Source organism: Pseudoalteromonas sp. B160, from assembly GCF_037162485.1.
In the GTDB taxonomy this organism is placed as follows: domain Bacteria; phylum Pseudomonadota; class Gammaproteobacteria; order Enterobacterales; family Alteromonadaceae; genus Pseudoalteromonas; species Pseudoalteromonas rhizosphaerae.
In genome coordinates, this window is sequence record NZ_JARLUX010000001.1 from 1723403 (window position 1) to 1747542 (window position 24140).

General features: G+C 42.1%; 16 protein-coding genes, 2 tRNA genes, 3 rRNA genes and 5 pseudogenes. 3 read left to right on the forward strand and 23 right to left on the reverse strand.

From position 1 onward, the window contains the following. Nucleotides 1–2: 2 nt before the first annotated feature. The 8 genes and pseudogenes from P4S61_RS08065 to P4S61_RS08100 form a co-directional block, all read right to left on the reverse strand. Nucleotides 3–901: pseudogene (locus P4S61_RS08065) on the reverse strand (DUF350 domain-containing protein). 38 nt (nt 902–939) lie between these two features. Beyond that, the gene (locus P4S61_RS08070; protein ID WP_337118104.1) at nt 940–1872 is read right to left on the reverse strand and encodes a CHAD domain-containing protein; all 933 of its coding nucleotides are present in this window, start codon (nt 1870–1872) and stop codon (nt 940–942) included. 382 nt (nt 1873–2254) lie between these two features. Continuing rightward, a complete protein-coding gene (locus P4S61_RS08075; protein ID WP_337118105.1) occupies nt 2255–3010 on the reverse strand; it encodes an IS630 family transposase in 756 nt (251 codons plus the stop codon). 363 nt (nt 3011–3373) lie between these two features. Then, nucleotides 3374–3488: ribosomal RNA gene (gene rrf / locus P4S61_RS08080) — 5S ribosomal RNA — on the reverse strand. Nucleotides 3489–3685: 197 nt separating this feature from the next. Then, nucleotides 3686–6572 (reverse strand): 23S ribosomal RNA (locus P4S61_RS08085). A gap of 302 nt (nt 6573–6874) precedes the next feature. After that, nucleotides 6875–6950 (reverse strand) — tRNA-Ala (locus P4S61_RS08090). Nucleotides 6951–6996: 46 nt separating this feature from the next. After that, nucleotides 6997–7073 (reverse strand) — tRNA-Ile (locus P4S61_RS08095). A 76-nt stretch (nt 7074–7149) separates the two neighbouring features. Next, nucleotides 7150–8691, reverse strand: a 16S ribosomal RNA gene (locus P4S61_RS08100). Together the 16S, 23S and 5S rRNA genes with 2 tRNA genes alongside form the textbook arrangement of a ribosomal RNA operon. Nucleotides 8692–9324: 633 nt before the next feature. Between P4S61_RS08100 and P4S61_RS08105 the strand changes: the two genes are divergently transcribed. Continuing rightward, complete coding sequence (locus P4S61_RS08105; RefSeq protein WP_145242807.1) at nt 9325–9804, forward strand: RNA recognition motif domain-containing protein; 480 nt, start codon at nt 9325–9327, stop codon at nt 9802–9804. On the opposite strand, the gene murI is transcribed toward P4S61_RS08105, so the two are convergent. Together murI and P4S61_RS08115 are read right to left on the reverse strand one after the other, a co-directional pair. Beyond that, a complete protein-coding gene (gene murI, locus P4S61_RS08110; RefSeq protein ID WP_337118106.1) occupies nt 9767–10582 on the reverse strand; it encodes a glutamate racemase in 816 nt (271 codons plus the stop codon). The two genes, P4S61_RS08105 and murI, sit on opposite strands and share 38 nt — an antisense overlap. Nucleotides 10583–10645: 63 nt before the next feature. Beyond that, nucleotides 10646–11768: pseudogene (locus P4S61_RS08115) on the reverse strand (DUF5610 domain-containing protein). 429 nt (nt 11769–12197) lie between these two features. Between P4S61_RS08115 and trmA the strand changes: the two are divergent. Further along, complete coding sequence (trmA, locus tag P4S61_RS08120) at nt 12198–13298, forward strand: tRNA (uridine(54)-C5)-methyltransferase TrmA (RefSeq protein ID WP_337118107.1); 1101 nt, start codon at nt 12198–12200, stop codon at nt 13296–13298. Nucleotides 13299–13303: 5 nt separating this feature from the next. On the opposite strand, the pseudogene P4S61_RS08125 reads toward trmA, so the two are convergent. From P4S61_RS08125 to ccoG, 5 genes and pseudogenes are all read right to left on the reverse strand, one after another. After that, a pseudogene (locus P4S61_RS08125) lies at nt 13304–13754 on the reverse strand (DUF523 domain-containing protein). Nucleotides 13755–13819: 65 nt separating this feature from the next. Next, nucleotides 13820–14457: pseudogene (locus P4S61_RS08130) on the reverse strand (thiol:disulfide interchange protein DsbA/DsbL). Nucleotides 14458–14491: 34 nt separating this feature from the next. Next, a pseudogene (locus P4S61_RS08135) lies at nt 14492–15114 on the reverse strand (thiol:disulfide interchange protein DsbA/DsbL). A 29-nt stretch (nt 15115–15143) separates the two neighbouring features. Beyond that, nucleotides 15144–16121, reverse strand: coding sequence for a serine/threonine protein kinase (locus P4S61_RS08140; RefSeq protein ID WP_337118108.1), 978 nt, complete (start codon nt 16119–16121; stop codon nt 15144–15146). A gap of 64 nt (nt 16122–16185) precedes the next feature. Next, nucleotides 16186–17616 (reverse strand): cytochrome c oxidase accessory protein CcoG, encoded by a 1431-nt coding sequence (gene ccoG / locus P4S61_RS08145; protein WP_145242790.1) that lies wholly within the window; start codon nt 17614–17616, stop codon nt 16186–16188. A gap of 291 nt (nt 17617–17907) precedes the next feature. Between ccoG and P4S61_RS08150 the strand changes: the two genes are divergently transcribed. After that, complete coding sequence (locus tag P4S61_RS08150; protein WP_145242788.1) at nt 17908–18267, forward strand: hypothetical protein; 360 nt, start codon at nt 17908–17910, stop codon at nt 18265–18267. 203 nt (nt 18268–18470) lie between these two features. Here the strand turns inward: P4S61_RS08150 and P4S61_RS08160 are convergent, their stop codons facing one another. The 8 genes from P4S61_RS08160 to P4S61_RS08195 are packed head-to-tail and all read right to left on the reverse strand — an operon-like array spanning nt 18471 to nt 24126. Continuing rightward, nucleotides 18471–19091 carry a UPF0149 family protein gene (locus tag P4S61_RS08160; RefSeq protein ID WP_337118109.1) on the reverse strand — a complete coding sequence of 207 codons (621 nt, stop codon included), beginning with the start codon at nt 19089–19091 and terminating at the stop codon, nt 18471–18473. A gap of 18 nt (nt 19092–19109) precedes the next feature. Continuing rightward, nucleotides 19110–19868, reverse strand: coding sequence for a type II secretion system protein N (locus P4S61_RS08165; protein WP_145242782.1), 759 nt, complete (start codon nt 19866–19868; stop codon nt 19110–19112). Nucleotides 19869–19871: 3 nt separating this feature from the next. Then, nucleotides 19872–20345, reverse strand: a complete 474-nt coding sequence (gspM, locus tag P4S61_RS08170) for a type II secretion system protein GspM (protein ID WP_182719493.1) — start codon at nt 20343–20345, stop codon at nt 19872–19874. Next, nucleotides 20342–21550: a type II secretion system protein GspL gene (gene gspL / locus P4S61_RS08175; RefSeq protein ID WP_182732555.1), complete on the reverse strand. Its 1209-nt coding sequence runs from the start codon at nt 21548–21550 to the stop codon at nt 20342–20344. The genes gspM and gspL overlap by 4 nt, the downstream gene beginning before the upstream one ends. After that, nucleotides 21547–22536 carry a type II secretion system minor pseudopilin GspK gene (gene gspK, locus P4S61_RS08180; RefSeq protein ID WP_145242776.1) on the reverse strand — a complete coding sequence of 330 codons (990 nt, stop codon included), beginning with the start codon at nt 22534–22536 and terminating at the stop codon, nt 21547–21549. The genes gspL and gspK overlap by 4 nt, the downstream gene beginning before the upstream one ends. After that, the gene (gspJ, locus tag P4S61_RS08185; protein WP_145242775.1) at nt 22526–23149 is read right to left on the reverse strand and encodes a type II secretion system minor pseudopilin GspJ; all 624 of its coding nucleotides are present in this window, start codon (nt 23147–23149) and stop codon (nt 22526–22528) included. Before gspJ ends, gspK begins: the two co-directional genes overlap by 11 nt. Beyond that, nucleotides 23150–23527: a type II secretion system minor pseudopilin GspI gene (gene gspI, locus P4S61_RS08190; RefSeq protein WP_145242773.1), complete on the reverse strand. Its 378-nt coding sequence runs from the start codon at nt 23525–23527 to the stop codon at nt 23150–23152. Then, the gene (locus P4S61_RS08195; RefSeq protein ID WP_182760526.1) at nt 23527–24126 is read right to left on the reverse strand and encodes a prepilin-type N-terminal cleavage/methylation domain-containing protein; all 600 of its coding nucleotides are present in this window, start codon (nt 24124–24126) and stop codon (nt 23527–23529) included. Before P4S61_RS08195 ends, gspI begins: the two co-directional genes overlap by 1 nt. Nucleotides 24127–24140 lie beyond the last annotated feature (14 nt).

A 24140-nucleotide genomic window follows, 5' to 3' on the forward strand; every position in this document is an offset into this window, starting at 1 on the left:
TTTTACGCGCCTAATAGAGTTGCCATGGTAATGCCCACAGCAAACGAGATTGCCGCTGAAATAGTTGCTACACCCACATTTTTTTGACGGTTCACTTCGTCTGATATATCGCAACCTGAAAGGATAATTTTAATCGTAATTAAATGCAGTACGATAAATGCAATTAAACTAACCAAAGCGCTAATCGCCCAGAAAATCAAGCTGGTGTTAATGCTATCTGCAGCATAAGGCGCGATACCTGAAGCCGCAGTAAGCGCAAGCGCGCTACCGATTAAAAAGCCAGCATAGCGAATACCAACAGCCAAGTTACCGTCAACAATTGCTTGTTGTAGGCAATCTCCACTTCGGTTAGTACGCTTAAATAGTTGTACGCGATACTGGCTCACGAGCAATAACGCAATGCTACCAATAATAAACGCTGCTATAACGATTGGTAAACCATGCCAGCCTTCTGTAGCCACCCAAAATAGCGCTGAGCGAATCACGATTGCCACACTCACAACATGGCCAAAATCAATCACCGCGGCAGTTACATTACCCTTCACTATTTCATCATGTAAGCTGACTTTGCGCAGTGCCACTTTATCTTGAAAAAGTGCCCAAGCTTTATTAGCACAATAGCTAACAAACCATAAGCTGCCATTTGCAGTGCTTCTTGCTGTAAGCTCACTGCAAATGCACCACTGCTTACACCCGTCAGCACAATTGCTAAAGCAACTAAGCCAGCAGCAAAGCTAATACCAAACGCAAAATTATCACGCTCAGTGATCTCATCATTGGCATGTAAGTTAGATACCCAACCTTTGATATATTTAAGGCTCACAAACAGTGCAATAATAATCGCAAAATCAATCGCGATTGCTTGTAGTGACCACATAGTTATTCCATTAAATTCATACATATTCTTTAAACTCCAACACTAAATCTTTAAATAGCCGTTTACTTACCGCGACTGACACCGCGAGAGGTTCTATTATTGCTGTTTCTGACCGATCCCGAGTCTTTACTATAGCTACTGGTTTTGGAGTAACTACTGCGACTTTTTGGTGGTGTATAACTGCTACGACTTAACCCAGAAGCCCCGGTTTTTTTAGATGCATAAGGGCTTGTGAATTGCTTACCTTGGCGTTGATAAGATTGTTTAGTACGTGTTTCAACGGCGGTTTGTGCTTTAATTTGCTTAGGGCTAGAGTAACGCGCACGACCATAATCATTATAATAACTATACTTACGGCGCTTGCTCCAACTACCATATTCAACACGATCAAATACATCACCTAAAATGCGGTACATGCCATACCACTGCCAAAAGCTGATACCGCTACTGTTAGTTTGCCAATTACCATAATTAGGATTGCCGACTAACTGGTTGCCTTCACCAACCCCTTCAGCCTGCTGACTGATTGCACCGACACGCGCAAGCGAGCTACCCGACATATCAGCAAGCATATTAATAGGATCGGTCAAAGCATCCGAAAATAAAGCGGGCTTTGCAGCATCTCGCAACAAATCAATATTTTGCAGTGTTTCATCGTAAGGAGGAATAAGGTAAGTACTTTTGATATCAGCTAAGCGTTGTTGCAAACCTGAGTAAAGCGGGCCTTTTCGAGTTGCATCTTGCACGAGCACACCAGCAATTTTAGCTAGCTCTGGCTTTTCATTGCTAAGTATACGGCCATATTCGCTTAATAAAGCGGCATTACGAATTGAGCCGTTATCTAAGGCACTACCAAGTCCTGCTAACTCAACTTCAGCTTTAGCTATAGATTGTTTAATTGTTTCTTGTAACTGCTCTTCTTTCGATTGACAGCCCATAAGTAAGCTTACCAAACAAAATAAACTGATAAGTTTCCAAGCTTTTATATTCGACATTCATGTCACCTGATTTACTAAATTAACCCAGCTAGTTTTACACAGCTTACTTATTAAACCAACAATGAAATTGCAACAAATGATGATTAAGCCGACTTGTCTATTACTTACGAAGTATAAGAACTTATACCAATCGTGTTAAGTTACTGACCATTTATAGCGACAGATAAATGGAGTGATAACAAGGCATAAATTTTGACATGTAGTTGTTCTACATGAAAAATTTATAACGCAGTTAGCGCTTTATTTAGCTCGTTAGAATGGTTAAATATTTAAGTCGATTGGTATTATTTGCAATCATTTATAAACAGCGCTAGTTTGCCTGTTGCTTATAAAGAGTGCGAGTTTACATTTCCTTCTGGGGAGCGCGAGTTTTTAAAACTTAACCCGCCTCCGTGGCTTTTGATATTAATTCCATACGTTGTGTCATGATTTCTTTATTAACAATAGGGCTGATCAGCGCTTCTGTTTTACCATTACTTGGGCAGACTGCACCAAATAAGTAACCATACTCAAACTGCTGTTGTTTTGTTGCACGGGGTCTCGTGCCTGTTTCAGCCCATAAGCGTGTTGTTTGATTTTGTTGTCCAAACCGTGCTTCATTTTGAAAGCAAACATCAATGCGACCTAAAGGGAGATGCCCTGGGTGTGAAGGAGCGTTTCCACTTGGAACTTTTTTAAAAGCCTCTTGGCTTTCTTTTGACTGCTTTGGGTGCTTAGAACGGCTTGTGATCCAGCTAAACCCACGCTTCTTGAGCAGTTTGTAAATATGATCGGTGTGATACCTTATGTTGAACTGGTCATAAATATACTGAGCAATATCTTCCTCCATTAGTCTGCCTCCTTCTGAAGAACTTGCTGACTGTTTTACATAATCTGACAGTGTATTTAGTTGTTGTGAGGTTAATTTAGCTGGACGACCTTTAATCGGTTTGTTGTTCAAGCCAGCAACGCCATTGTTAAGGTAGTTTGAAACCCATTTATTGACACTGCCGCGCGCTGTATTTAGCCGCTTAGCAATATTCGTTCTGTTTTCACCCTCAAAGAATAATGAAACAGCAAGCAGGCGTATGCGCTTTCTTGCATTAGGCTCTTTACGTGATAAAGCTAAAAGTTGCTTGGATTTTTCTAAGTTCAATTTAGTAAAAGTAGATAAGTATCAGTGTGCTAATTAGATCACATAATTTGGCAGATTGGTATAATTTGGCAGATTGGTATCATTAGCTGATAGAGGAAATAAATTTGCGAGTTTCGAGTTTCGAGTTTCGAGTTTCGAGTTTCGAGTTTCGAGTTTCGAGTTCGAGTTCGAGTTTCGAGTTTCGAGTTTCGAGTTTCGAGTTTCGAGTTTCGAGTTTTACAAAAATAAACTTTTCGCGCCCTATGTCAAACGTTCGCTAACTTTACTCTCGCTAACTTTACTCTCGCTAACTTTACTCTCGCTAACTCACATTTTAAACGTAAAAAAGCCCGACTATTTCTAGTCGGGCTTTCTCAATTTGGAGCTTGGCAATGTCCTACTTTCACATAGCAAATGCTACACTATCATCGGCGCTGTTTCGTTTCACTACTGAGTTCGGCATGGGGTCAGGTGGGTCCAAAACGCTATTGTTACCAAGCAAATAGGGTGCAAAGGAGTAATGACAAAGCACGTAGTGCTTACATTTCCTTTGCGCAAGGTGCCTCAACTTTAACGCTACGCGCTAAGAGTCACCTTATAAATTTGGAATTCTGATAATAAAGTTTTCAGTAAATCTACTTTAGTCTATTAACTTCTTGCGCTATCAACTATCACATAAAACGCGTTTGGCGTTGTATGGTTAAGCCTCACGGGTAATTAGTACAAGTTAGCTTAACATATCACTATGCTTCCACATCTTGCCTATCAACGTTGTAGTCTTCAACGGCCCTTCAGAGAGCTTATAGCTCTAGTGAGAACTCATCTCGAGGCCTGCTTCGCGCTTAGATGCTTTCAGCGCTTATCAGTTCCGAACGTAGCTACCGGGCAATGCCATTGGCATGACAACCCGAACACCAGCGGTTCGTTCACTCCGGTCCTCTCGTACTAGGAGCAACCCCTCTCAATTCTCAAACGCCCACGGCAGATAGGGACCGAACTGTCTCACGACGTTCTAAACCCAGCTCGCGTACCACTTTAAATGGCGAACAGCCATACCCTTGGGACCGACTTCAGCCCCAGGATGTGATGAGCCGACATCGAGGTGCCAAACACCGCCGTCGATATGAACTCTTGGGCGGTATCAGCCTGTTATCCCCGGAGTACCTTTTATCCGTTGAGCGATGGCCCTTCCATTCAGAACCACCGGATCACTATGACCTACTTTCGTACCTGCTCGACGTGTCTGTCTCGCAGTTAAGCTGGCTTCTACCATTACACTAACCGTACGATGTCCGACCGTACTTAGCCAACCTTCGTGCTCCTCCGTTACTCTTTGGGAGGAGACCGCCCCAGTCAAACTACCCACCAGGCACTGTCCGTAACCCCGATTCAGGGGCCAACGTTAGAACATCAAAACTACAAGGGTGGTATTTCAAGGACGACTCCAACAAAACTAGCGTCTCATCTTCAAAGTCTCCCACCTATCCTACACATGTAGGTTCAATGTTCAGTGCCAAGCTGTAGTAAAGGTTCACGGGGTCTTTCCGTCTAGCCGCGGGTACACAGCATCTTCACTGCGATTTCAATTTCACTGAGTCTCGGGTGGAGACAGCGTGGCCATGGTTACACCATTCGTGCAGGTCGGAACTTACCCGACAAGGAATTTCGCTACCTTAGGACCGTTATAGTTACGGCCGCCGTTTACCAGGGCTTCGATCAAGAGCTTCTCCGAAGATAACCCCATCAATTAACCTTCCGGCACCGGGCAGGTGTCACACCGTATACGTCATCTTGCGATTTTGCACAGTGCTGTGTTTTTAATAAACAGTCCCAGCCACCTGGTCACTGCGGCTCCAATCAGCTTAGAGAGCAAGTCTCATCACCAATCGGAGCGTACCTTCTCCCGAAGTTACGGTACGATTTTGCCTAGTTCCTTCACCCGAGTTCTCTCAAGCGCCTTAGTATTCTCTACCTGACCACCTGTGTCGGTTTGGGGTACGATTCGATATAATCTGAAGCTTAGAGGCTTTTCCTGGAAGTATGGCATCAGCAACTTCATCACCTTAGTGACTCGTCTCGTGTCTCAGCCTAACAGCAACCCGGATTTACCTAAGTCGCTAGCCTACTCACTTTCACATGGACTACCAACGCCATGCTTGCTTAGCCTGCTCCGTCCCCCCATCGCAATTATACCAAGTACGGAAATATTAATCCGTTTCCCATCGACTACGCCTTTCGGCCTCGCCTTAGGGGTCGACTTACCCTACCCTGATTAACATGGGATAGGAACCCTTGGTCTTCCGGCGTGCGGGTTTTTCACCCGCATTATCGTTACTCATGTCAGCATTCGCACTTCTGATACGTCCAGCATACCTCCCGGTACACCTTCAACCGCTTACAGAACGCTCCCCTACCACTCAGAATAAATTCTGAATCCGCAGCTTCGGTGCATAGTTTAGCCCCGTTACATCTTCCGCGCAGACCGACTCGACCAGTGAGCTATTACGCTTTCTTTAAAGGATGGCTGCTTCTAAGCCAACCTCCTGGCTGTCTGGGCCTTTCCACATCGTTTCCCACTTAACTATGACTTTGGGACCTTAGCTGGCGGTCTGGGTTGTTTCCCTCTTCACGACGGACGTTAGCACCCGCCGTGTGTCTCCCGGATATTACTTTACGGTATTCGGAGTTTGCAAAGGGTTGGTAAGTCGGGATGACCCCCTAGCCTTAACAGTGCTCTACCCCCGTAAGTATTCGTCCGAGGCTCTACCTAAATAGATTTCGGGGAGAACCAGCTATCTCCCGGTTTGATTAGCCTTTCACTCCTAGCCACAGGTCATCCCCTAACTTTTCAACGTTAGTGGGTTCGGTCCTCCAGTTGATGTTACTCAACCTTCAACCTGCCCATGGCTAGATCACCGGGTTTCGGGTCTATACCTTGCAACTAATCGCCCAGTTAAGACTCGGTTTCCCTACGGCTACCCTATTCGGTTAACCTCGCTACAAAATATAAGTCGCTGACCCATTATACAAAAGGTACGCAGTCACCCAACAAGTGGGCTCCTACTGCTTGTACGTACACGGTTTCAGGTTCTATTTCACTCCCCTCACAGGGGTTCTTTTCGCCTTTCCCTCACGGTACTGGTTCACTATCGGTCAGTTGGGAGTATTTAGCCTTAGATGATGGTCCACCTATATTCAGTCAAAGTTTCACGTGCTCCGACCTACTCGATTTCACTTAAAAGGGATTTTCATGTACGGGACTATCACCCTGTATCGTGGCACTTTCCAGAGCCTTCCATTAACACCAATTAAGCTTAAGGGCTGTTCCGATTTCGCTCGCCGCTACTTTCGGAATCTCGGTTGATTTCTTTTCCTACGGGTACTTAGATGTTTCAGTTCTCCGCGTTCGCCTCGTTAACCTATGTATTCAGTTAACGATACCTGCAAGCAGGTGGGTTTCCCCATTCGGAAATCCTAGTCTCAAGTGCTTTTTACTAGCTTGACTAGGCTTATCGCAAGTTAATACGTCCTTCATCGCCTCCAACTGCCAAGGCATCCACCGTGTACGCTTAGTCACTTAACCATACAACCCAAACGGGTCTTTGTTTTGTGACAGTTTAACTTCGCCAGAAGTTAATATTGAATACTAAAGTAGATACCAATCAACAAACGTAAACGTTCATTAAATGGCACTGAATGATACTGCTATCATTCTTTTTACTTTTGAAAACTCTGTACAAATACACTGTATTCATACGAATTTTATTATCAGCTTTTCCAAATTTTTAAAGAGCAAGAGATACAAAAACCTCTCAAAATTAAACACACTCTATTCTCAGGCGATTATGCTGCCCGATAAAAGAATATTTATTTTTAAGAAGTAAGTGGTGGAGCTAAGCAGGATCGAACTGCTGACCTCCTGCGTGCAAGGCAGGCGCTCTCCCAGCTGAGCTATAGCCCCACATATGCTGGTACTTATTGTTTGATTACCGACTTCGTTGAAGAAGTGGTGGGTCTGAGTAGATTTGAACTACCGACCTCACCCTTATCAGGGGTGCGCTCTAACCAACTGAGCTACAGACCCAAACAATAAGTGTTTGTTCTCTTTACAATAACAATCATCTGTGTGGACACTACGAACAAATAAGTTCTAAATCGTATAAGGAGGTGATCCAGCCCCAGGTTCCCCTAGGGCTACCTTGTTACGACTTCACCCCAGTCATGAATCACTCCGTGGTAAACGTCCTCCCGAGGGTTAGACTATCTACTTCTGGAGCAACCCACTCCCATGGTGTGACGGGCGGTGTGTACAAGGCCCGGGAACGTATTCACCGCGTCATTCTGATACGCGATTACTAGCGATTCCGACTTCATGGAGTCGAGTTGCAGACTCCAATCCGGACTACGACGCACTTTAAGTGATTCGCTTACTCTCGCGAGTTCGCAGCACTCTGTATGCGCCATTGTAGCACGTGTGTAGCCCTACACGTAAGGGCCATGATGACTTGACGTCGTCCCCACCTTCCTCCGGTTTATCACCGGCAGTCTCCTTAGAGTTCTCAGCATTACCTGCTAGCAACTAAGGATAGGGGTTGCGCTCGTTGCGGGACTTAACCCAACATCTCACAACACGAGCTGACGACAGCCATGCAGCACCTGTATCAGAGTTCCCGAAGGCACCAAACTATCTCTAGTAAGTTCTCTGTATGTCAAGTGTAGGTAAGGTTCTTCGCGTTGCATCGAATTAAACCACATGCTCCACCGCTTGTGCGGGCCCCCGTCAATTCATTTGAGTTTTAACCTTGCGGCCGTACTCCCCAGGCGGTCTACTTAATGCGTTAGCTTTGAAAAACAGAACCGAGGCTCCGAGCTTCTAGTAGACATCGTTTACGGCGTGGACTACCAGGGTATCTAATCCTGTTTGCTCCCCACGCTTTCGTACATGAGCGTCAGTGTTGACCCAGGTGGCTGCCTTCGCCATCGGTATTCCTTCAGATCTCTACGCATTTCACCGCTACACCTGAAATTCTACCACCCTCTATCACACTCTAGTTTGCCAGTTCGAAATGCAGTTCCCAGGTTGAGCCCGAGGCTTTCACATCTCGCTTAACAAACCGCCTGCGTACGCTTTACGCCCAGTAATTCCGATTAACGCTCGCACCCTCCGTATTACCGCGGCTGCTGGCACGGAGTTAGCCGGTGCTTCTTCTGTAAGTAACGTCACAGATAGCCTCTATTAAAGACTACCCTTTCCTCCTTACTGAAAGTGCTTTACAACCCGAAGGCCTTCTTCACACACGCGGCATGGCTGCATCAGGCTTGCGCCCATTGTGCAATATTCCCCACTGCTGCCTCCCGTAGGAGTCTGGGCCGTGTCTCAGTCCCAGTGTGGCTGATCATCCTCTCAAACCAGCTAGGGATCGTTGCCTTGGTAAGCCATTACCTTACCAACTAGCTAATCCCACTTGGGCTAATCTTTTGGCGTGAGGCCCGAAGGTCCCCCACTTTGGTCCGTAGACATTATGCGGTATTAGCAGTCGTTTCCAACTGTTGTCCCCCACCAAAAGGCATATTCCCAAGCATTACTCACCCGTCCGCCGCTCGTCAGCAAAGTAGCAAGCTACTCTCTGTTACCGCTCGACTTGCATGTGTTAGGCCTGCCGCCAGCGTTCAATCTGAGCCATGATCAAACTCTTCAATTAAAAGTTTTTTGTCTTTCGACAGCTCAATGAATTCTGAATTTATTTAATATCTTTCGATATTGAATTGACTGTGCCGAAGCAACTTATAAATAAGTTACTTCTGTTGGTCACTCAGTTTCAATTGAGACTCTAAATTTTTTGCCTTGCTTAGCTATCTAAAAGAAAGTTAAGCTCGGCTGTTAGAACTCAATCTGTACGAGTGCCCACACAGATGATTGCTTTATATTGTTAAAGAACGTTGCGACATTGTCGCTAGGGATGCGTATAATACATCCTTTATTTTTCGAGTCAACACTTAGTTTTAAACTTTCTTTCTAATATTTAAAACCGAAGTTTTATTTAACTCTCTGAGTTGTTCGTGCCTCGCTATGCGTTGGCGTTTCCCGTCTCAGTGGGGTCGCATTATAGGGAGATCCAAAAACAGATCAACACTTTTTTTCAATCTTTTGACTGTTCGCTCAAAAAGCACCCAAAACGCTTTAAAAGAACACTCAATCGATGCTTTTTCGAGTCTTTTTTGATGTAAATTAAATTATTTCACATAAATATCATTGCTATGTTCATTTATCGCGTTAAGATAGCAAGTTCACAATGTTAAATTAATGTTTATTTCCTGTTTATTGGTAGATCAAAATGAAATTACCCGATCAAAAATCTCTTATCTCTTCAGTTATCCTTGCTGTTATTGGTTTCGTTATAGTTAATTTTGCGCTTTCGAGCCTACAATTAAGTCCTGCACTGTTATTTGGTGCTGGTTTATTAATTGGTGGTGTAGTTATAGCTGCAATGTCATCTGGCGATGTAGAAGAAGCCGAAGTAAAAACAAAAACACTTTATGTGGGCAATCTTCCTTATCGTGCAAATGAAGGTGTAGTTCGCGCTTTATTTGAAGAACAAGGTAAAGTGTTTAATGTACGCCTATTAAAGGATAAAAATACTGGCAAACGTCGTGGCTTTGGCTTTGTTGAAATGGCAGAGCTAGATGCTGATAATGCTATTGCAAAATTAAACGATAGCGAGTTCCAACAACGTACATTGAAAGTTCGTGAAGCAAAACAAAAACAAGATGATGAATCTAACTCTTTTCGTTCTGAGTCGGATCAATCAGCGTAACTAGCTCCACCGGTTGCTTATCAACATAAATCGAAGCCGTTGCGTAATAACGTAGCGGCTTTTTCTTGCCTGTACAATTAGCATCAAGCTCATCACTGCAATCTATATTATGCCCTTTGAGTATTGCACACACCCGTTTGGCTATTGCTACGCCGGAATCAAGTAATAATACAGTGCTGTTAAAATACTCATTCAAACCTTTTGCTAAAATTGGGAAATGCGTACAACCTAACACGACTACATCCACTCTATTATCAATAGCGAGACTATCGAGCTCTGCAACTAGTTTGTCTTGGGTAATCTTTTTACTTTGATATGTTTGTTCCGCCAACGTTACAAGTTCAACACTAGCATATAAATGTACTGTGACAGCTTGACCATGCTGGCTTATCAACTGTTGTGTATAACTACTTTGTACTGTTGCTGGTGTGGCCAATAAGGCAATATGCTGTGATTTAGATAATAAAGCGGCGGGTTTAATTGCGGGTACTACACCGACGATCGGTATCGTGGTTAATTCGCGAAGTGCGCTCAGTGCTGAAGTAGATGCGGTATTACAAGCAATAACTAACACATCAACGTTTAATTGTTGTGTTTCTATAAAAATTAATAATCCGGTGAGGCGCTGAATTATGGTTTGTTGACTCAGCTTTCCATAAGGTAGGTAGGCGTTATCCATAAAATAACTATAACGGCCATCAGGTACGTATTGCTGAATATGCTTCAGCACTGTGGTACCACCAATGCCCGAATCAAAAACCATGATATGAGGTGACAAACAACTCGCTCCTTATAATAACTAAGCTGAGCAGTTTGCCACGCGGTGTACTGAAAATAAAGCTTATGCTTCACTCTCTAGTGCTGCTGAGCGCAATTTATTCATTTGCTCAAACATCGATTTTGTATAGTCGACTAATTTGCCTATTTCCTCTTGGTCTTGATTTAACCATTGTAAAATGCCTGACAGTTCATTTTGCAAACCAAGATCACCCGCTTTATTAAAGGCATTTTTTAGATCGTCATTAAATGGAGCTATTTTTTCAGCCACAGCTTTCTCTGGTGTTGGTTTATTCTCTTCATAGCCTTTTATTGCTGCAAACGTTTTAGTTTGCTTTAAGTCCATTGAAAACGCGACGAGCTGTTCGTTGCCTAAGTTGAGCTCTTGTGCTTGTTCAAAGGCTTGTTCCAAATCACCACCAAAAAATGTTTTACTAACATTTTGCAAGTCTTCCATCATTGCATTAATAGCCTTTTGTTCATCTTCGTTTAAGTCACCATTTACTGACATGCTAAATGATAACTCCCGCGATTGTGATGATGCACTGGCATAGCCTTCATTTTGACCATTACGCTGATAACTACTGGCTGATTGCTGTTTAAATGCATCAGCAAAACTAATACTCACCTCGTCACCTTCTGCAAGTGGTGAAGTTATACTGAGCATTATTACTTAAACTTAAATACTGTGCTTGAGTAACACTGACAGAATCCGGTTTAGGGTTAAATAAATCCTCTTCAAACTCATCCAGGCCATTAAAAATACCTTCTTTGGATTTTTCTATGCCCTGCTCAATTTCGTCGTTTAGAATACCGGTATCTTTTAATTCACCATAAGCATCATCAATACCTGTTTGCACACCTTTGCGTGCATCACTAAGCATACCTTTGAGTTTTTCATTATCGGCTCCATTGACTTGCGCTTTCTTAACGGCACCAGTTACAAAGTCCAAAACGTTTTTGACGATTTCTTCAAAATCAAATAGTGGCTTGTCTTTTTTCTCTTCCGCGACAGGTAAGCCTAAAGCCTCAGCCATTTTGTCACCTAACACTTTTGCTGCTAATTCTTTACCACGTTGCTGGTAACTATCTTGAGGCGACTGTATTGTAGGTTGCTGTAATGCAGCTTTGTTACTGTATTTATTGACGTTGTTGTTTGGAACAAAGCCAAAGTTGCCAATTTTCATGATCCGACTCCTATTTTTGCTTACTTAAGTATCGGCCCAAAAATAAATAACTAAAGTAAAATGTACAAAAAAACAGCATTTGCTATTACTCAAAATTAGGGCCTGTTGACCTTTAAGGATTAAAATTTGTTCAACCTCGGGGCGATTTAATCGCGGCGCGAGATTTGTAACCTAGTGGGCTAAGTAAAAATTGAGCAACAAAGAGTTAATCGCCCCTAGGCAGAACCCTTCGGGCAGCGCGCGTTTGGCATTTATGCTACGTTATCGCCTATTTATGGGGAATAACCACACTACATAGGCTCTGCCTTGCCTAAAAACCAAACGCACAGCTGCAAAATTAACCTAGAAAGATAAACAGACCCTAGACAAATAATCCCTGCCCCCTACAATAGCGCCGATAAACAGCATAATGAAATAAGGTAGTAGGTAATGGCGGTTATAAAGATCGATACAACAGGATACGACGCACAGTTAAATGAAAAAGAGCAACGTATCATTGCGCAATTCCAACGCTTTGGTGTTGAACAATTAGAAGTCTTTGCCTCTGAGCCAATTCATTACCGTCAACGCGCTGAATTTAGAGTATGGCACGATGGCGATGAGTTATTCCACATTATGTTTGATCAAGCCACCAAAGACAAAATCAGAGTCGATGTGTTTGACCCTGCAGCGCCGCTAATTGGGGAAGTAATGCAGGCAATGATCGATAATCTTAAAGGCTGTGAAGTCTTGCGTCGTAAATTATTCCAAATAGATTATCTTTCTAGTTTAAGCGGTGAGATTTTAGTGAGTCTGCTTTATCACAAACCACTCGACGAAGAATGGCTAGCAGCTATCAAGTCACTAAAAGAATCATTGAGTGAGCGCTTTAAAATTGATTTTATTGGGCGTGCTCGCAAACAAAAAGAAGTACTCGGTGATGATTTTGTTACTGAGCGTTTAACAGTTAATGGCCAGCAACTTATTTACCAACAAGTTGAAAACAGCTTTACGCAGCCAAATGCTAAAGTAAACATTAAGATGCTGGAGTGGGCACAAGACTTATGTAAACCACTAAAAAATGATTTACTAGAGCTCTATTGTGGTAACGGTAACTTTTCAATTGCCTTAGCTGGTTCGTTTAATCGTGTATTAGCAACCGAAATTTCTAAATCGTCAGTACACTCAGCGCAGTATAATATTGCTAAAAATAACGTAACTAACTTAGATATCATTCGTATGTCGAGCGAAGAGTTTACTCAAGCTATGAAAGGCGAACGATCCTTCTCACGTTTAGAAGGGATTGACTTAAGCAGCTATGATTGTCAAACCATTTTAGTTGATCCGCCGCGCGCAGGCATGGATACACTAACATGTGATTTGGTGGCTAACTACGAGAGTATTATTTATATCTCATGTAACCCTGATACGCTAGAGCGTGATTTAGAGCACCTAACTCGCACTCATGAAGTTAAACGGTTTGCGATTTTTGACCAATTTCCATATACCCACCACATTGAATCAGGGGTATTTTTACAACGTAAATTGTAAAGTATCTATGCCAGTGCTTTTACTAGCGCTGGCATTTGCTGCTCACTAAAGACTTTAATACCATTCTTTTCTAATAGCGAAGCCGTTAATCCCATTCCAACCACCTTAATACCACTGTGCGAGCCATCGTAAATTGTATTACGACCACAAAGAAGGACTTGATTCCTTTAATAGCGCAAAACGAATATTGTACTGTTGGCAAAGGCGTAATGCTTGTTTTGCACCTAGCTGAAATTCCGGTGTCACATCATCACCAGTATTGGTAATCACTTTACCGTTGACGATTTCAGCAGGATCTCTAGGAGTGGATAAACCACCAGCAATCTCAGGACAAAAAGCGACTATACGTTCCTGCTGCTGCCATGCGATAAGCTGAGGATGGAGTAACTGTTGTCCGCTACCATCGTAGCGCACGGGAGCACCAAGTAAGCAACTTGAAACCAGTATTTTATGCATTTCTTACCACCTGCAACAAAAAAGCTCCGCGTACGGAGCTTTTTTACAATAAACACTAAACCGCTCTATTTAGCAGCTAAATAATTAATCAATTTGCTAATATCTTCAGGCTCAGTAATACCTGATTCACGACCTAGGTTAAGCTTATATTTACCATTTACGATAAATGTTGGTACGCCACGCAGTGCCCCTTATCTTTATAGTAATCTTGGTCGCGCTTCATTTTTGAACTCATAGTGCGTACTGAAAAACTTTTATACAGTTTATCAAACTTATCACCGTCAACACCTTGCGCGACAAATACATCTTTAACATCAGCTAATTCATTAAACTTAGCACGTTTAACGTGAACATGATTAAACATAGCAGCAATAATGGCATCTTTTTGTGGTAGTACTTCAGCTGTTGCAAGTGCCTGTGAAATCATTTGTTGATTTTCAGGATCACGCACACCAACAAAATCGACGTGGCTCTTTTTAAACTCAATACTTGTATCAAGTTTAGGTTTAACCTCAACTAATAGAGCTTCGTAGTTATTACACGCTGGACAATAAAATGAGAAAAACTCTTTTACCTCTGGCTTTTTACTAGCGCGCTCAGATACTACATCATAATGCACACCTTCTTCATAAGTTGTTGGTGCTGCATTCGCGGCTAATGGTAATAAAAGTGCCAGCAATCCTGCTTTAACTAATTTGATCATCGGTAAAAACTCCAAAAATTATTGTTTTAATAGCTTATTGTTGTAATAAAAAGGCAACTAACTCATCAAGCTGCTCTTGGCTCTTGATGGTATTGATATTGATTTTATATTTATCATTAACGATAAACGTTGGTACACCGGTTAAGGCTCCCATTTGTGAAAACTTATTTTGCTTGTCTTGCATGGCTTTTTCCGCCGCAATCACAGGCATGCTGGCAATATCTTTATCAAAGGTATCGCTATCAATACCATTTACTGCAAGTAATGCTTTGACGTCTTTAATGTTATTGAGTGGAGCACGTTTTATATGAATGCTGTCAAACATTTGATCTGCAACTTGCTCACCTTTGTTATGCTGTTTAGCAATGATATACGCATAGCTCAAATTACTTTGCACTTCTGGCGCTAAACCACCTAAAAAGTTGACATGGTTTTTTACAAACTCAGTACCTGCAGGCAAGCTTTTTCCATTGCTTTAGCTACAGCTTCAAACTTAAAACAGTGCGGGCAATAAAATGAAAAGAACTCTGTTACTTGTGAGGTTTTACTTTTTTCAATTTTTAGTACGTCATAGTGCTCACCAGCTTTAAAGTCTGCAACCATCGCAGCAAAAGGTAAACATAACAGTAGTAAACTCAATTTTAGTTTTTTAAGCATTGGACTCTCGTTTCAAATATTTTTAATAATTAGTTAGGCAGCAACTTCAGCGGCGGCTCTTGAAGTGCAGAATACAGCTCTTTCAGCGCTAAAATTTGTTGCTCCCAGTATTTGTCATCAGCAAACCATGAAAAGTTCCGCGGAAATGCCGGATCTTCCCAACGTTTAGCTAGCCACCCCATATAATGAATCATACGCATTGCCCGTAATGGTTCAATTAATTTGAGTTGAGTGTGATCAAAATCACAAAATTCTTCATAGGCAGTCACTAAGGTATCTAACTGTAACAGTTGATTGTTTCGATCGCCACTGAGCATCATCCATAAATCTTGAATCGCAGGCCCTTGACGACTATCGTCCAAATCAACAAACATCAACGCATCACCGGCCCACAGAATATTACCGGCATGGCAATCACCATGTAAACGTATAGTATCCACCTGCTGGTAAAGCGATTTCGTTTTAGCGATCACCATATCCAAAATAGTATAAAACGCGGTAGTTAAACTGCTAGGCACCAGATTACTGTTTTGTAACTGAATTTTAGCTGTATCTAGATACTCGTCACACCCTATGACCGGACGTTCGCTAAAAACATTGGCTTTAGCTGCTTGATGCATTCGACCAATCAAGCGTCCTAACACATCTAACTGATCAAGATTATCAACTTCAAAGATGCGCCCCCCGACACTTGGGAACAAAGTAAATAGATAACCATTATGCTCAAATAAGCTTTCGCCATTACGCTGTATCGGCGCAACTACAGGCACTTCAGCATCAGCCAATTCAAATGCAAAGCTATGCTCTTCGAGTATTTGTGCCTTACTCCAGCGCTCGGGGCGATAAAATTTCACCACATAACGTAGGCCATCTTCAGCTTTGAATTGATAGACACGGTTTTCGTAACTATTCAGTGCTAATAAGCCAGACTCTGCGTAAATACCAATACTTTCGACCGCATCTAAAATCGAATCCAGGGTGAGGTCAACAAAACTAAATTTACTCATAATTCTCATCAATTATAAAAAAAGCGGGAAAATCCCGCTTTTTATTTGTTATCAGTGTACTTAACTATCGCGCTTTAAAGAAGTTACTCGGCTGCGAAATTTGTGAACTTGGATTGTCCACTGGCGATAATACAAAATTAAACTCGGTCATAGGCGCTTTCAAATCATACGGATCCATCACCAATGACAATGGCACGTTATGCGATTCGCCTGCTTGCACGGTAAAAGTTTGCTTACCTATGTACTTAAAGTTCTCCAGTCCTACCACCTTAATATTAAAGGTTTGCTCGTATTGTGCTTTGTTGATCACTTTAAGTGTGTAGGTATTTTCGACAAGCCCATTAAAATCGACTCGATAGAGTTGATTTCGATCGCGAATAATATCTAAGTCCATTGGCTTACGCATCACAATATTCGTTACCAGCGCTGCGCTGAGCACCACTAATATAACAATATAACCAATAATCTTAGCGCGCAGAGGATTGGTTTTATTCTCTGGCGTTTCTAGGTTACGCTCAGTGGTATATGAGATAAGCCCGCGCGGATAATTCATCTTATCCATTACTCCGTCGCAGGCATCGATACAGGCGCCACAGTTAATGCATTCAGCTTGCAGACCATTGCGAATATCGATCCCTGTTGGGCATACTTGTACGCACAAATTACAGTCAATACAGTCACCTAAGCTAAGCTCTTCTCGATCTTGTTTACGACTACGTGGCCCACGATTTTCACCACGTTTTTCATCGTAGCTTACTGTGAAGGTATCTTTATCAAACATTGCAGATTGAAAGCGCGAATACGGGCAGATATGCAAGCACATAATTTCGCGCATCCATCCAGCATTACCATAAGTACATACAGTAAATACGATAATGCTAACCAGCGCATAGCCACCTACATCAAAAGTAACAAAATCCGGTAACAGCTGACGAATAGGTGTGAAATAACCAACAAAGGTAAGTGCGGTGTATAAAGAAAAAGCTATCCAACCTGTATGCTTGGCTGTCTTACGCCAAAATTTATCAAAGTCCATTGGTCGCTGATCAAGCTTCTTGCGTTGATTCGCTGTCCCTTCGAACTTTTCTTCAAACCAAATAAAAATAAACGTCCAGACTGTTTGCGGGCACGTATAGCCACACCATACCCGACCGTAAAAGGTGGTCACTAAGAATAACGCGAATGCAGCAAGCATCAGAATAAAAGCAAGAATAGTAAAATCTTGTGGCCATAGAGTTAGCCCAAAAATGTTATATTTTTGACCAATGAGGTCAAATAACACAGCTTGTTGGTCATTAAAGTTTATCCATGGCAGCGCCATGAACGCCAACATACCAAGAAAACCAATGCGCTGTCTTAATAGTTGATGTAACCCTTTAACCGCACGTACATAAATGCGATTGCGGGGATTAAATCTATCCTGTTGAGCATAGAGATCGGGCTTTTCGATCTTGACCTCACTAGGAATATTTTTTACTTTTATTTGCTTGTCCATCGAAGTTCCTCAACGCCGCTTGGAGAATGAAAGTCAAACAATCATATAACGCTATTTAGATAGCTAACAACTAAGCTTACATTTAAAAATAGTGCAAACTGAACTACTGTGCTGTAAAAGTTCAGAGATTTCTGAAAAATCTAATTGTTCTCTGTCATTATACCAACTCTCCTCAAAAAAGCTGATATTCATTGATAATAATTTATTCACCTAACTTGCTTGCTTTACAAAGGGGCATTTTATTACACTGGTGCCTAATTCGTACCCGTTCAGATCAAAGTTTACTCACATATGAAAAAATTCCTTGTACTAGTTGTAGTGATACTTGCGTTATTCACAATTGATCATCCAATGATAAAAGAACCTCGAGAAAAGTTATTAGGAGAAGGTGTAGGGCTATTAAGTAGTGCTAGCAACATTAACCGTGGACCCGCTGCGAGCATGGCAAAAAACCGCATCAAGTCAGAACTAACACTTTCAGAAAGCGAGTTAGAGTATTTAGAAGAAACCATGCAAACTGATGAACAGCTGCAGCTATTCCATACTCGTTACTGCCGCAGTAAAGATCTCAACTTATATTTTTATGAAGATCGTTTAAATACAGTGTGTGACATCGTCTCAACATCATTGGCAGAGCGCAGAGGTAAATAGTGGATTTTTCAGCTTTAACAAAAAAAGCAGCGCATCGTTTAACCAACATAAAAACCTACTGAAGAAGCTGGCGAAAGGGCAAACGGTTAAATGTGAAGTATGCCAAGGCATATTAACGTTAGATTTAAAGACTCAGCAACCCGCCAAGGGGTTGCTAAATGCCCTAAGGGCTGTACTGAAATTGTGTTGGATTTAGCATAATGCTAACTCCAACCATCTTCTTCATCTGCGTACAAACCACTTTGCACCGCGATAATTTCTATTAACTCAGCAAATCCTAATGCAAAATCTCCCATTAGTTCATACTGTTGCTGGCATAGTTGTATTTCACTAAGCTGATTTTGCTGGGCAATTGTTGTGATAAGCTGGGGCTCTAAAGCAAAAAAGCCTAAACTGGCGTAAGCGGTTTGCAATGCATCAGTTAAGTCTGTTGTCAGTGCATCAGCTTGCATTAGCTTATCAATATACACCTGTGCTCCCTGAACAAAACCCTGACACCATTGCTGGCATTCATGCAAATCTAGGTAGCTGTTGTCTTGATCACTCACCTGTAAACTTACAGGGAGCTTAAAACCTGTTTCATAAACTTGCTCACTGATCTGATGATACAAAGCCATAAATGCAAATAATGTTTGTTCTTCTAGCTGGCCGTGTGCATCTGGCACTATCTGCTCAAGCCACTCGTGTACGTCTAATGGCTCAGGAGAGCAAATAACCGCAAATAAGTAACCTTGGCTCTGCACAAATGTCATGGCGCCATTGCGGCTCGCTAAATACGTACTTAACTGCTGGCCATGTTGCTGTGTAAATTCAGGAATTTGCATAAAACAATTCAGCCTTGTTTAAAAATTTAATGGATAACGGCCATCACTATCTGCACGGCCTAAAAATTTGGCGGCATCGTGTACTTCTTTTGGTAGTGATGCTTCTGGCTTGATATATCCAGCCACTTTAAAGTCCATGTTTGCTTTTAAGGTTGCATCAGCCGCTAAGCCTAAGCGGTTTTCAGGATCAACTAACACGGCTATATCACCCGACTTACAGCTTAACTTGCCACTTAATGGACCAACGCTAAACCAGCCAGACAATCCTTGCACATCGATGTTTGGACTGGCGATTTCACCTTTTAATGCATCACAATAAGGCGCTCCTGAGAGATATTCATCTAACTCAACAATTACTCTGCCTTTAGCATTAATAGGTAATGGCAACTGCAAACGCTGCATCGCACGTTCAACACTCAAACGCAATGTAGCATCATTTAATGCAACTACTTGATCAAGTAAACCATAACTAAAGTCACCGCGTCCTGACAGTTCACTGGTCTGTCGCGGATCACCAAACTTTACACTGCCTGTAAGCTGTCCGGTGAATAATGCCCAACCAGAAATATCCCAGTTTAAATTATTAATCTGTTCATCTTGATAGCGCAGCTGCATGATTCTACCCTGCCAAATGCTACCCGATGCTTTACCTATTTGCAGATCTTTAGGTAGATAAGGATTTGCTAAATTAAGCGCAACTGCAGCTGGCGTTTTTAATAGTGCAAAAAAGATAAAACCGAAGAAAAATATTACTATAAGAATCGCTATTTTTTTCATTCTTTACTTCTCTAATACCAGTCGGCTAACGCGCACGTAGCCTGGTTTATCATCGCGACTGAGATCTAAATTTTCAATCAATACGCCTTTAGTGTTTACCAGTTCATCAAGCCATTCTATGAGCTTATTAAACTGTACCGAGTCGATGGTTAATCTTAATGAATTATCGCTAGGCTGCATTTTGCTTATGGTTATATCGTAGCGAGCGCGGCTAGCATTAACTATTTGACTCAAGTTTTGGTCACTTGTAACTGCACGCGCACTACCCGCTTTGAGTTTAACAATACTGTTATCAACCCACGCTAATAATTCTTGCTGTTTAACTTGGTTTTTTTCAGCTTCAGTTATCGCGTTGTTTAGTGGTCTAAAAATACCCATAACTAATATAAAAATAACAAAAATAACCCCAGCGACCATCACTAACTGTTGCTCTTGCTCTTTTAAGCCACGCCAATGTTTTAAAAGTTGTTGTTTCATGCAGCACCTCGTAGTTTTATTTCACCGACTACAAAGTCGCCATCATTATTTAATGAGCCTTGGTCTACAGTTAATCCGCGTTGTTCAAGAATTGCTTTAACTTTGCCAAAGGTTTGAAAATCTTTTCCGCGAGCACGAACTCTAAGTTCATTGCGACGTTGATCATAACGCAATGTCTCAGGAGTAAACTCTTGCACTTGGCTAAATACCCCCACCAGCTCATTCGTTAAATCTAGGAATCCGGCACTGCTGCCACCCTCTAATTTAGCCAATTCACCCTGAATTTGGTTTTTAATCAAATGCGGACGAACTGTTTTCCCCGGAAAGGCCGTTTGATAGCGCTCAACCACTTGTGTTTTAGCGACTTCAAGCTCACTATTTAACTGATACAATTCAAGACTTTTTACTGCCACAGAGCCAACTAACGCGACACTCGCTGCAATGGCGGCACCTTGCCAATACGCCCACCATAATGCGCTTTTCTTTTTCAGTTGATATTGGCCTTGGCGAAGATTGAATTTTATCTCAGGTAATTGTTTAGCAAATAACGCCAGCGGCAAATCATAAGCATCGGTATGCGCCGTAAGATTAACCGTTTCTGGAAATTGCGAGGCAGGGCTGTAATGTGCAACATCAGGGTGACCTAAAGCAGTTAAATACTCAGCCAACCAGCTTTGCTCTACAGCACTTATCCGCCATGAGCCTTGCTTACATAGCCATTGGTTATTAAGCTCAATAACGCTTAATCCCTCATGTTCCGCAGTAGGAAGCAATAATGCATCGGGTAACAGTTTTAACACTGCAATTTCATGTTCAGCAAATACAGCTAACCAAGTTTCAAACCATTCTCGGTCAGTCATGGCAACTTTAATGGCGTGCTTGTCACCGACCATAGTAGGCTCAGCAATCGCGATAAATAAGTCATCTACGTCACATGCAATCTCTTCTTCGAGCATATATGGGAGCGCTTGCTCAAGCTTACGATTCCATTTGGTCGGCAGGATTACGGTTTTTAGTTGCACCTGATCACATGGCAGTAATACCACAACTTCACGATTCTGTGCTTTTTCAACTAACTCACTCAGTTGCTCAGCGTTCGGCAATCCGCCACTGGCAATTATTTCTTGTTCTAATGGTGAGTAAATCAGCCAATTAATACTTTCTTGTTGAGTTTGACCCGTGCGGATCAACAGTATTTCTGTCACTGTACGCCTCCAAATTTTCGCGCCAGTATAGTTACTTCGCCATCTTTGGCATGCAGTAATGTGGTCATCGAAAAACGCAGATCGACAAATTTAGCCTGCGCTTGTAGTTTAAAATATTCGCTATTTATGGTGAACAGTTTTTCAACAGACTTAACATTTTGAGCCCCTTGTTGATTCACTTGTTCAAAAAATTCTTCAATATTATTAAAGCCTTCTTCTGGCCGGACTGATAGCACACTTTGCGCACCTGACTCACTCAAACCATCAATCAATGCACTCAATAATAATGCCTGTTCAGGAGCGATTGTATTGACATTAATTGCTAACAATTCGCTACCTGGGATCACGCATACGTATGGCAAGATTTTTTCCATCACTAATGGATTAAACCCTTTAACCAAACGCAGCTCTGAGCTTGATGCAAAAAAACTATTCGCTGTCATATATGGTGATTTACGCGATAAATACTCATCTTCTTCAGCACCAGAACGATAAGTAATACTATCTTCATCGAGCCAGTCGTAAACACTGTCAGCCATGGCTTCTTCCGACTCTTCTGCTGGCAAGTCCTCAATATTTTCTAATAGCGCTAATAACGCGGTGTGCGCAGGATTGGTTTTATCAGTACTACCCGCTTGTGGCGCTTTAACACGTAATGCATTGAGATTTAAACAAGCCTGTAAGTCCGTGATCTTGCCTTGCAAGGTACCATTATCGACCGGATAAGGAATATCGCCTTGTTGCGCCCAAATTTGTTTTAAAGTGGTTTTTTCAGGGTCATCTTTTTTGCTTTGTAATAACGCTTTAATAGCCAGCTCTTCTGCTGCATAGGCATACCACTTGGCTTGCTGATGGCCTTGTATGTTGGTACTTTTTTGAACTTGAACAAGCAAGTTAGCACTCATCTCTACGGCTAAAATTGATGCCAAGGCAACAATAAATAAGACAATTATAAGCGCGGCGCCATGTTGGGATTTATGGTTCATTTAAACCTCCCATCTTTCCATTACCCGGTACTAAAAAAACGCGTCTTATTGGTTCTTCATCAATTTGTTGCAATGTGACCGCCACAGCTTTTGGCAATGACTTGCCCTGCCACTGCTCTTGCCATTCATTTTTTTCATCTAAAAATTCAAATTTAAGATCTTCGATATCTTTAAGAATAACTTGCACTCGCGGCTCAAGATTATCGAGTTGATCAACATAGACCCTATATATACGCTCAAGGTTGTCATCAATAACACGATAACCCACCACTTGTAGCTCTGAGCGCGGTAATAAATTAATTGGGTTAACCCAGCCATCTCGCACAAAGGCAATACCATCATACTGGCTATTAATGGTGTAACGCCCAGCAAGTAGATATTGTTCTTGCACATCACCGGCTTCATTGCGCACGGCACGTTTAGTCATTTGGCTGAAATCTTGATCCATTAACCTAAAGGTCGTTTGCAAACCATTCAATTCTGCAATTTTTTCGTCTGATGCATCTTTCGCTTTCGTGGTCGAATCAAGAATTTGGTGAGTAGCTAACACGACGAATGCTAAAATCCCCAGCGCTACCATCACTTCTAATAGTGTAAAACCGCGCTGCTTCACTTATTTGCTACCTTTATTTAAATAGCTGATGAGCTCATAAACCGAGTGCTCTAACTTTTCATCGCTAAATACATTAATAGTCACTTTTACAAAACTTTTATCTGCTGTCGCTTCGGTATCTTGACGCCAATACCATTCTATACCAGCCATTGTTTCAGTGCCTTTTGCGCCATTTTTGCCTTGCCACTTATCGCCTAAGGTACGCTGTTCAATCATTACATTCTCAGCCACCCAAGAGGCATAGGTTTGCTCTTCAAGGCTTGATAAATGATTAATATGCTCGGCTGTAGCTTGCATGGCGGCAATCCCTGCCATGGCGCAAATACTCAGCGCCACCATAACCTCAAGTAAAGTAAAACCTTTAGACCTGCGATACATTATTCTGGCTCTCTGCGTAAGTTAACCGGTGCGGAAAATTCCCCTTCGATGAAATACACAGGTTCTTTTTCATCTTTTAATTCATAGATAAGTTGAAATGCGCTCACCTCACCAGAAGATAAAATTAGCACTTGCGGGATTTTCATTTTTTGCAATTCGAGTAAGCTATCATCATCACCGCCACTCATTAACTCGCGCCAATTGGATTGCTCGAGTAGATTATCTTGAGCCCATGCGAGATCTTCTAGATTAAGTGTCAACTTAAGACGTTCATCAACAGTCATCGGCGCAAACAGCTTTTCTCGGTCGAAGGTGATCCATTTTTCACCATCAAACACTAAAAACTCTAAGGTATCTTTATCAAGCTGAAAACCTAATTCAACCTGATTTAAGATTGCAAATTCAGAAGCCATATTAATGGTGGTATGCAGTCTCAGTGCTTGTTTATCCAATTCATCTTCAACACCGCCATCAAGACTATATACCACCATTTTAGTGGCGAAGGCGATCACCACCAGCACAACCAAAATTTCAATTAAACTAAAGCCACGCATCGGTGACTTTAGCTTTGCAAGGCGCAACTTAGCCCGACTTAACATCATGCTAAGCTCGG